8 protein-coding genes are annotated in these 8,870 nt (G+C 70.5%); 2 read left to right on the forward strand and 6 right to left on the reverse strand.

Annotation, left to right across the window (positions count from 1 at the left end):
- Nucleotides 1-186 precede the first annotated feature (186 nt).
- A complete protein-coding gene (locus ACFU5F_RS30145) occupies nt 187-723 on the forward strand; it encodes a GNAT family N-acetyltransferase (protein WP_383893914.1) in 537 nt (178 codons plus the stop codon).
- Between the two features lie 36 nt (nt 724-759).
- Nucleotides 760-1,146, forward strand: coding sequence for a signal peptidase I (locus ACFU5F_RS30150; RefSeq protein WP_383893917.1), 387 nt, complete (start codon nt 760-762; stop codon nt 1,144-1,146).
- 73 nt (nt 1,147-1,219) lie between these two features.
- Here the strand turns inward: ACFU5F_RS30150 and ACFU5F_RS30155 are convergent, their stop codons facing one another.
- From ACFU5F_RS30155 to ACFU5F_RS30180, 6 genes are all read right to left on the reverse strand, one after another.
- A complete protein-coding gene (locus tag ACFU5F_RS30155) occupies nt 1,220-2,866 on the reverse strand; it encodes a type VI secretion protein (RefSeq protein WP_383893919.1) in 1,647 nt (548 codons plus the stop codon).
- 128 nt (nt 2,867-2,994) lie between these two features.
- Nucleotides 2,995-4,431 carry an ATP-binding protein gene (locus ACFU5F_RS30160; RefSeq protein WP_383893922.1) on the reverse strand — a complete coding sequence of 479 codons (1,437 nt, stop codon included), beginning with the start codon at nt 4,429-4,431 and terminating at the stop codon, nt 2,995-2,997.
- 66 nt (nt 4,432-4,497) lie between these two features.
- Nucleotides 4,498-6,036, reverse strand: coding sequence for an SCO6880 family protein (locus tag ACFU5F_RS30165; protein WP_383893925.1), 1,539 nt, complete (start codon nt 6,034-6,036; stop codon nt 4,498-4,500).
- A 23-nt stretch (nt 6,037-6,059) separates the two neighbouring features.
- Nucleotides 6,060-7,379, reverse strand: a complete 1,320-nt coding sequence (locus tag ACFU5F_RS30170; protein WP_383893927.1) for a hypothetical protein — start codon at nt 7,377-7,379, stop codon at nt 6,060-6,062.
- Entirely contained in the window at nt 7,369-8,229 is an 861-nt protein-coding gene (locus tag ACFU5F_RS30175) for a hypothetical protein (RefSeq protein WP_383893929.1), read from the reverse strand. Before ACFU5F_RS30175 ends, ACFU5F_RS30170 begins: the two co-directional genes overlap by 11 nt.
- A 204-nt stretch (nt 8,230-8,433) precedes the next feature.
- Nucleotides 8,434-8,742, reverse strand: coding sequence for a hypothetical protein (locus ACFU5F_RS30180; RefSeq protein WP_013002563.1), 309 nt, complete (start codon nt 8,740-8,742; stop codon nt 8,434-8,436).
- Nucleotides 8,743-8,870 lie beyond the last annotated feature (128 nt).

Consider the following 8,870-nt stretch of genomic DNA (forward strand, 5'->3'; position numbering starts at 1 on the left):
CGGAAGCTAAGCCTTACAGCGCCGATGGTACTGCAGGGGGGACCCTGTGGGAGAGTAGGACGCCGCCGAACAAATATTGAGAAAGGCCCACACCTTATGGTGTGGGCCTTTCTGCGTTTCCAGGAGTATCCGGGCGGGCCAGAAACCAGATGAACCCGACGGCAGCCCGGCACTACCGTGGCCGGCATGAATCTGCTGGTGAGGGCTGTGCGGGCTGATGAGTGGCGGGACGTGCGGGAACTGCGCCTGGCGGCGCTGCGGGACCCCGTGGCGCATCTCGCGTTCCTGGAGACGTACCAGGAGGCTGCGGCGCGACCGGACTCCTTCTGGAAGGAGCGGACCGAAGGGGCTGCGGAGGGCGCCCGGGAGCGCCGGCAGTTCGTGGCGGAGGACCAGGACGGGCGGTGGGCCGGGACGGTGGCCGTCCTCATGGAAGAGGCCGGCACGCGGGACTTCTTCGGGGGGACCGTCGAGCGGCGGCAGGCGCACCTGGTGGGAGTGTTCCTGAGGGACGAATACCGGGGGAAGGGCGTGGGCGAGGCGCTGTTCGCGGCCGCAGTGGAGTGGGCCCGGGGTGTCGGTGTCGAACGGGTGCGGTTGTTCGTGAACGAGGGGAACGGGCGGGCCGCGGCCTTCTACCGACGGATCGGGTTCGCGGGCAGCGGGGTGGTGGTCGAGCGGGACGGGACGCGGGAGCTGGAATACGAGCTGACGGCCGCGTAGGGGGCCCCGGGTGAGCCGGTGTTAGCGTTCGGCGGCATGGACGACAGCGTGTATGTGGGCAATGCGGGCAAGGACGCGGCGCTGGACCGCGGGTGGTTGCTCGGGCACTTCAAGGCGGAGGGGGATCCCCGCCGGAGCGAGGACGTGGAGATCAAGTGGGGGGTACACCCACAGGGCGACACGCGTGCGCAGTGGGTTCGGGGCGAGGAACGTACCGCTCTCCAGGTGCTGATCAGCGGCAGGTTCCGGGTCGACTTCCCCGGACGCAGCGTCGTGCTGGAGCAGCAGGGCGACTATGTGGTCTGGGGGCGTGGGGTGGATCATTCCTGGGTCGCGGAGGAGGAGTCGGTGGTGCTGACCGTGCGGTGGCCGTCCGTCGCCGGGTACGCGGTGCCCTCCGAGGGTGAGCAGCCGGCGGAGTGAGCGAGCCCTCCGGCGATTGTGAACGGCCACTCAGGCGGCCGTGAAGGGCCACTGAGGCGGCCGTGAACGGCCGCTACGGCAGCGGCAGCTCGTCGTTCGGCCAGCGGGATCTGGCCTGTTCGCGGGAGCGGAGGAGGGCCAGGGTGGGGAGGCCCTGGTCGTGGCCCGTGGTGAGGAGCGCGGGGAGCTGGGGGAGGGGGGCCACGGCTGCCACGTCGTCCAGGACCAGGGTGAGTGGTGGGTCGAGGCGGCCGGAGGATGACCGTTCGGCCATGCGCCGGCCGCGCTCGACCACGCTTGAGGCGAGGGCCGTCAGCAGGGGCATGGCGGAGGGGTTCGCCTTGGGGTCCTCGATGGGGTCGCCGACCACATAGAGCGTTCCCCCTTCGTGTACGAAGGAATCCAGGGCTAGGGAGTCGGCGCGGTTCGGGGTGCAGGATTCCCTGACGTTGACCGTGGAGAGCGCGGAGAGGGCCCTTGCCGTCAACTGCTGGGCGATGTCTCGGCGTTCGGGGTGCGAGGTGAGGGCCGACTCCAGTTCGCCCGCCGCGCCGGGGGCCGCCTTGGGGTTCGTGCGCAGGGTGCGGACCGCTTCCTGGACGTTGCCGCCCTGGGCCCAGCGGTGCAGGTGGCGGATGGTGCGGTTGTCTATGGCGGCGGCGTGGAGGTAGCTGCGCAGGAGGGTTTCCGCGGTGTCCGCCATGGCCTGGTCGATCTTGGCGGTGGGGCGGACGGCGGCGAGCAGGGCGGTCGCCCTGGCCACCGCTGTCGGCTTGTCCTCGCAGCCGGTGACGGGGGACCAGTGGAGGCGGGCCGGGGTGTCGCAGCGGTGCGCGGGGTCGTAGAGGAGGACGGGGCCGAGCTTCGCGCGGGCGTCCTTCGTCTCCGACCAGACCGTGGGGTCGGAGGTGACCACCAGGGCGGGGCCCTCGGCGTCCCGTACGGCCTGGACGGTGGTGGGGCGGCGGGACGCGGCGGGGCCCAGGACGACCGGGGGGAGCGTGGGTGTCCATCCGGCCGGGTGCGGGCCGGTCGGTGCGTCGGCCTCGGCCGGTGAGGCGGGCGGCGTCGGTGCTGTGGAGTGAGTGCCGTGCCGTGGTTCCGGGAGTGGTGGGGCGGGTGCGGTGGGGAACCCCGCGGGCGGGGCGAGGCCGCCGCCGCGTGGGGGGAGGGGGGCGGTCGGCTCCCCCGAGGGGGCGGTCCCCGGGGTGGTGTGGGGGGTCCTGCCTCCGGTGGAGGGTTCGGCGGGGGCGGTCTGTTCGACCGGGGTGTGGGCGGGGGATGCGGTGGGTGGCGCGCTTATGGCGGCTGCGGGTGCCTCGGCTGCCTGCGTCCGGAGCCGGGCGGCCTTCTCCCGGGACCGTACGGCCCTCCAGCGGGCCAGGGTGCCCATGGTGAAGACGGTCAGGACGAGGAGGACCATGAGCTGGCTGATGACGAGGCCCCAGAAGAGGCCGTAGCCGGAGAGCTGCTCGGCGGGGGTGTCCGGCCAGGCGGCGGCGAGGTCCTGGGGGGCGGAGACGAGGTTGCGTACGGCGAGAGGGGTGCGGCCGAAGGTGACGGCGTCGGGCCAGGCGCCGTGGGCGAAGAGGCCGGCCAGGCCGGTGGCCGACCAGACCAGCAGGGTCAGGCCCACCAGGAATCCGAGGAGGGCGATCAGCAGCCCGTCGGGAATGCCGCCTCCGCCCCCCTGCCGGGGGTGCCGGTCGTCCGGTCTCATCGCATGCCGCCGTTCACGCTGTCACCCTGCCTGGCCCTGCCCGGCCCGGCCCGGCCCGGCCCTGTCCGTTCCGGCTCGTAGCCGCCCGCTCGTGCTGCTCTGTTCGTATGGGTTCGTCCTGGCCCCGGTCAGGCCACCGTCGACTCGGAGGAGCCGTAGCCGTCGATCTCGCTCAGCCGGTGTTCGACGAACGCGGCCGCCCGTTCCTCCGCCTCCAACTCGGCGGCGCGCAGGGCGTCGTCCTCGTCCAACAGGTGGTCGGCGGACGATTCGGTCATCGCGCGGTCGGTGAAGACCAGCGGGCGCTCGGTCTCGGTGATCAGGTGTTTGACCACCTGGACGTTGCCGTTGACGTCCCAGACGGCGATGCCCGGGGTGAGGGTGGGGATGATCTCCACCGCCCAGCGGGGCAGGCCCAGTACGCGGCCGGTCGCTCTCGCCTCGTCCGCCTTCTGGGCGTAGATCGTCCGTGTCGAGGCCATCTTGAGGATGGCGGACGCCTCCTTGGCCGCCGCGCCGTCGACGACGTCCGACAGGTGATGGACGACCGCGACGAAGGACAGGCCGAGCCGTCGGCCGAACTTCAGCAGACGCTGGAACAGCTGGGCGACGAAGGGGCTGTTGATGATGTGCCAGGCCTCCTCGACCAGGAAGATGCGCTTCTTCCGGTCGGGGCGGATCCAGGTGTGCTCCAGCCAGACGCCGACGATCGCCATGAGGATGGGCATGGCGATGGAGTTGCGGTCGATGTGGGACAGGTCGAAGACGATGAGGGGTGCGTCGAGGTCGATGCCCACGGTGGTGGGGCCGTCGAACATGCCGCGCAGGTCACCGTCGACGAGGCGGTCCAGGACCAGCGCCACGTCCAGGCCCCAGGCCCGTACGTCGTCTATGGCGACGTTCATCGCCTCGGCGGACTCCGGCTCGGGGTGGCGGAGCTGCTCGACGATGTCGGTGAGGACCGGCTGGCGTTCGACGATGGTCTCGTTGACGTAGGCGTGGGCGACCTTGAGGGCGAAGCCGGAGCGTTCGTCCAGGCTGTGGCCCATTGCGACCTCGATGATCGTGCGGAGCAGCGCGAGCTGGCCCGTCGTGGTGATCGAGGGGTCGAGGGGGTTGAGGCGGATGCCCATGTCGAGGGCGGCCGTCGGGTCCAGGCGGATGGGAGTTATTCCCAGCTCCTCCGCGATGAGGTTCCATTCGCCGACGCCGTCCTCGCCCTGGGCGTCGAGGACGACGACCTGGCGGTCGCGGAAGCGCAGCTGCCGCAGGACGTACGTCTTCTCCAGGGCCGACTTGCCGTTGCCGGACTCGCCGAGGACGAGCCAGTGCGGGGCGGGGAGTTGCTGGCCGTAGAGCTGGAAGGGGTCGTAGATGTAGCCCTTCCCGGAGTAGACCTCGCGGCCGATGATCACGCCGGAGTCGCCGAGGCCGGGGGCGGCGGTCGGCAGGTACACGGCCTGGGCCTGGCCCGTGGAGGTGCGCACGGGGAGGCGGGTCGTCTCGACCTTGCCGAAGAGGAAGGACGTGAAGGCGTCCGTGAGGGCGGACATCGGGTCCCGCATCAGTGCTTCACCTCCAAGTGCGGTGGGGCTCCAGGGGTCCTCGGGTGATCCCGCATCGCGGCAGCCCTACCTTCGGATTCCGGTGGCGAACGGGAGCGTGTTGACGAAGGCCCGGTGGTGTTCGCGGTCGCACCACTCCAGCTTGAGGTACGACTTGCCGGCCGAGGCCCTTATCGTGCGCTTGTCGCGTGCCAGGGCCTCCGGGGAGCGGGAGGAGACGGTGATCCAGCCGACGAGGTTGACGCCGGCCGCGCCGCTGGCGAGGTCTTCGCCGCGCTGGTCGAGGCGAGAGTGGGAGGCCACGTCACGGGGGTCGACGGTGCGGTTCATCTTGGCGGCGCGGGATGCCTCCGCCTCGTCGTTGGTCTTCTCCGTGAGCATGCGTTCGATGGCGACCTCGGTGGGTTCGAGGTCCATCGTGACGGCGACGGTGCGGATGACGTCCGGGGTGTGGACCAGCAGGGGCGCCAGGAAGTTGACGCCGACCGGGGTCATCGGCCACTCCTTCACCCAGGCCGTGGCGTGGCACCAGGGGGCGCGGGTGGAGGACTCGCGGGTCTTGGCCTGGAGGTAGTCCGGCTCCATCGCGTCGAGTTCGGCGGGCCAGGCGTTGCGCTTGGTCATGGCCTGGATGTGGTCGATGGGGTGGTCCGGGTCGTACATGGAGTGGATGAGGGAGGCGAGGCGGCCCTGGCCGAGCGGCTGCCGTACGCGGATGTCGGCCTCCTGGAGGCGCGAGCAGATGTCGGTCAGCTCGCGGGCCATGACGACGGCGAGGCCGGCGTCCTTGTCGAGCTTGCGGCCCTTGGGGCGGGCGGCGCGGGCCATGGCGTGGCCCTCGGCGGCGAGTTCGCGGGAGTAGTGCATGCAGGCGACGAGGTACGCGCGGTGCTGCTCGCTGCTGGTGGAGACCATCGACTGGAGCTGGTCGTACGACTGCTGGAGCCAGCCGGGGGCGCGTTCGTCGCCGCGCTGGGCGACGTCCTTGGCATGGGCGTCGGGGTCGGCGGGGAGGGTGCGCGCGAGCATCTGCAGGCGGGTGACGAAGCCGTCGCCGTTGGCCACGTGCTTGAGGAGGGTGCCGAAGCGGTCGACGAGGGCTTCCTGGTCCTCGGAGTCGCGCAGGCCCACGCCGGGGCCCTCGATCTCGATGGCGGCGGTGACGGTCCGGCGGTCGGCGTGCAGGAGGACGGCGATCTCGTCCGGTCCGAAGGGCGCGGCCAGCCAGGTGATGCGGCCGATGCCCGGCGGAGGGCCGACCTCGACCTCACGGCCGTCGAGGCGGGTGCCGGCCTCCATGTTGGTGGAGCGGTACGTCGTGCCGCGGCGCAGACTGCGCTTGTAACTGCGGTTGATCTCGAACCACTTGTAGAAGGTCCGGCGCTTGTACGGCACGTACACCGCGGCGAGCGCGAGCATCGGGAAGCCGGTGAGCAGGGCGATGCGGGGGACGAGTACGGGCACGAGGAGGCCGCACATCATGCCGAGGAACGCGCCCGCGATGATGAGCGCGATCTCGCCGGACTCGCGGTTTCGGCCGATGATCGCGTTCGGCCGGGCGCGGCCGATCAGATACGTACGGCGGGGCGTGACTGAGTGGGACATATGGGCCGCGTGGGAATCAGTCGTCAACGCCCTTCACCTCCCGTGCGGTTGCTGTTGCGGGTGTTGCCGGCGTGGGGGGTGTTGACCGGGCTCGTGCGGGGCGGGGGTGCGGCGGAGGGGACAGTTCCGCCGCCTCCGCCCGAGGTGCGCGAGCTGTGGGCGGCCACGCCGCCGGATACGGGGTTGGCCGGGCGGGGGGTGTTGTTTCCGCCGCCGTTGTTGTCGGCCCGGGAGCTGTGGGTCTTGATGCCCTGGGCGACGAGGCTGGCCGGGGAGCTGATGACGGCGGCGGCCTTGCCTTCGGCGCCGCGCATGATGCGGTTGTTGCGGGAGCCCGCGATCTCGTCGCCGAAGCCGGGGACGAAGCGGTAGATCATCGCCGAGGCGAAGATGGCGAGGAGGATGATGGCGAGGCCGGAGACGACGGCGGAGAAGGCGTCGGGGCCGTCGTCCGCGGACAGGGCGCCGGCGAGGCCGAGGACGATCACGATCACGGGTTTGATGAGGATGACCGCGATCATGATGCCCGCCCAGCGGCGGACGTGGCCCCACAGGTTCTTGTCGACCAGGCCGGCGTAGACGACCGTGCCGAGGAGTGCGCCGACGTAGAGCAGGGCGGCGCGGATGACCAGCTCCAGCCAGAGGACGCCGGCGGCGAGGATGGAGACGAGGGAGACGACGATCAGCATGATCGGGCCGCCGCCGATGTCCTCGCCCTTCTTCAGGGCGCCGGAGAAGGTGCCGAAGAAGGTGTCCGTCTGGTCGCCGGTGGCTTTGGCGAGGACGTCGGTGACGCCGTCGGTGGCCGAGACGACGGTGTAGAGGATCAGGGGGGTGAAGGCGGAGGCGAGGACCGTCAGCCAGAGGAAGCCGACGGCTTCCGAGAGGGCCGTGGTGAGGGGGACGCCCCGCACGGCCCGCTTCGCCACCGCGAGCAGCCACAGGACGAGGGTGAGGATCGTCGACGCCGCGAACACGACGGCGTACTGCTGCAGGAACTTGGGGTTCGTGAAGTCGACGTTCGCGGTGTCGTTGACCGCGGCGGAGAGCTTGTCGATGGTCCAGGAGGCGGCGTCGGCGCAGCCTTGGGCGAGGGAGGAGAGGGGGTCGAGGGTGGTGGTTACGTCGTTGGGGAGGGTACGGGTGTTGCCCCTGTCGCCGGCTCCGCGTTCGCAGTAGTCCTTGGCGGGGCCGACGATGAGGTCGCAGCGGTCGTCCGAGGCCGAGGGAGACGGCGAGGGCGTGGGCGCGGCGGCTGCGCGAGTGGCCAGCAGAACGACCGAAGTCTGTACAGCTGTGAGAACTGCGGCGGCCTTGAGTACGTGGTGTGATTTACCGGGCATAACTGAACCCTCCGTACTCCTCGACGGCCTTCGAGATCTCGTCAGCCGTCGAGACCTTGTTGTCACCGTTGACCGGTGCCGGGCCTTCCTTCTGCGCGAAGCTTTCGACCTTCCAGTCGGCGTCGGCCCAGCGAAGTTTCAGGGTCATGGTGAACCAGTCGCTGGTCACCGGGCTGGTGGTGTCTTCCGAGGCCATGCCGAATACTCCGGTGCACCAGACCTCGATGGTCGCGGTGCTGTTCGAGTAGCTCGTGGCCTTGGTGCCGACCGGCATGGTCCGTGAGACGTAGGTGCTGCCGGACGGGGCGTTGCCGTTCTCGTCCAAGCCCACATCGGCCAGGAAGTTCGCGTCGTAGGCCTTGTTGAGACTGGCCTCCAGGTCGTCGACCTTCTCGGCGACGAAGACCTGCTGCACGATCGCGCTTCGCCGGGCCGGCTTGAGGATGTCGGCCGAGACCAGCACCACGGAGTAGTTGGCGGCCGCAGATTCGGCGCCCTGCTGGTCGTGGGCGAAGCCGGAGGGGATGCCGCCGGTCTTCGTGGTGACCGGTCGTTCTCCCGAAGCCGCCGTGGGGGCCGTTTTCGTCGTGTCGCCGTCGGAGTCGTCCGTGGTGTTGCCGTTGCCGCCCCGGTTCGCGAAGGCGATCGCGGCGATGAGGAGGACGACGACGCCGACGACGGTGACGAGGCTTCTGGAGGAGGAGCGGGGGCGGCGGGGGGCGCCGCCGTAGGGGTCGCCGCCGCCTTCGGGGAGGCGGGTTCGGGTCTGGCCGGTGCCGGCGTATCCCCCGTACGCGTCGTCACCGGAGCGTGAGGGCTCGCCGTACCCCTGCTCGTCGCCGAGACTCATGCCGCAGTCGCCCCTTCAACTTCGACGTCGTACGGAAAGGCGTAGCAGTACGACGGTAGCCGCGCTGGTTCCCGCGCGGGCGCGGTGTGGAGACTCGACATCAGGGAAACGCAACCTCAGCCGGTGGGCACGACGGACGGGTGGGGTGGGAGGGGGAGCAGGGCGGAGCCGGCGGCCCGGCCGGGACGAGGGCGGGCCGCCGCGCTACACGGCCATGCCGTACACGATGGTGAAGAGTGTGCCCAGGGAGCCGATGATGAAGACGCCGGTGAGGCCGGCGATGATGAGGCCCTTGCCCTGTTCGGCGCTGAAGGTGTCGCGCAGGGCGGTCGCGCCGATGCGCTGTTTGGCCGCGCCCCAGATCGCGATGCCGAGGCAGAGGAGGATGGCGACCGCCATCACGACCTCGATCATCACGCGTGCCTCGTTGCCCAGGCTGCCGAAAGGCCCCCAGTCCGGGGCGATTCCGCCGATGATGGTGGTGATGTCGCCCTTGTCGGCCGCAACGAACATGTAAGTCACCGCCCCTAGTGGGTAGTTCTGTTGTCTTCGGTGGCTGTGCGGCGCGTGCGCCGGGGCGTTCGCTCCGCACGCCTCCGCGCGGGTGCGCAGAGGTCGAGCCCATTCTCGCTGACAATGGC

Source organism: Streptomyces sp. NPDC057438 (assembly GCF_042802995.1).
Classification (GTDB): Bacteria; Actinomycetota; Actinomycetes; order Streptomycetales; family Streptomycetaceae; genus Streptomyces.

Bases quoted from the DNA above. Each gene is read 5' to 3' on its own strand.
- ACFU5F_RS30145 (WP_383893914.1), top strand. From the start codon at position 187: ATGAATCTGCTGGTGAGGGCTGTGCGGGCTGATGAGTGGCGGGACGTG.
- ACFU5F_RS30150 (WP_383893917.1), top strand. From the start codon at position 760: ATGGACGACAGCGTGTATGTGGGCAATGCGGGCAAGGACGCGGCGCTG.
- ACFU5F_RS30175 (WP_383893929.1), bottom strand. From the start codon at position 8,229: ATGAGTCTCGGCGACGAGCAGGGGTACGGCGAGCCCTCACGCTCCGGT.
- ACFU5F_RS30155 (WP_383893919.1), bottom strand. From the start codon at position 2,866: ATGAGACCGGACGACCGGCACCCCCGGCAGGGGGGCGGAGGCGGCATT.
- ACFU5F_RS30180 (WP_013002563.1), bottom strand. From the start codon at position 8,742: ATGTTCGTTGCGGCCGACAAGGGCGACATCACCACCATCATCGGCGGA.
- ACFU5F_RS30165 (WP_383893925.1), bottom strand. From the start codon at position 6,036: ATGTCCCACTCAGTCACGCCCCGCCGTACGTATCTGATCGGCCGCGCC.
- ACFU5F_RS30170 (WP_383893927.1), bottom strand. From the start codon at position 7,379: ATGCCCGGTAAATCACACCACGTACTCAAGGCCGCCGCAGTTCTCACA.
- ACFU5F_RS30160 (WP_383893922.1), bottom strand. From the start codon at position 4,431: ATGCGGGACCCGATGTCCGCCCTCACGGACGCCTTCACGTCCTTCCTC.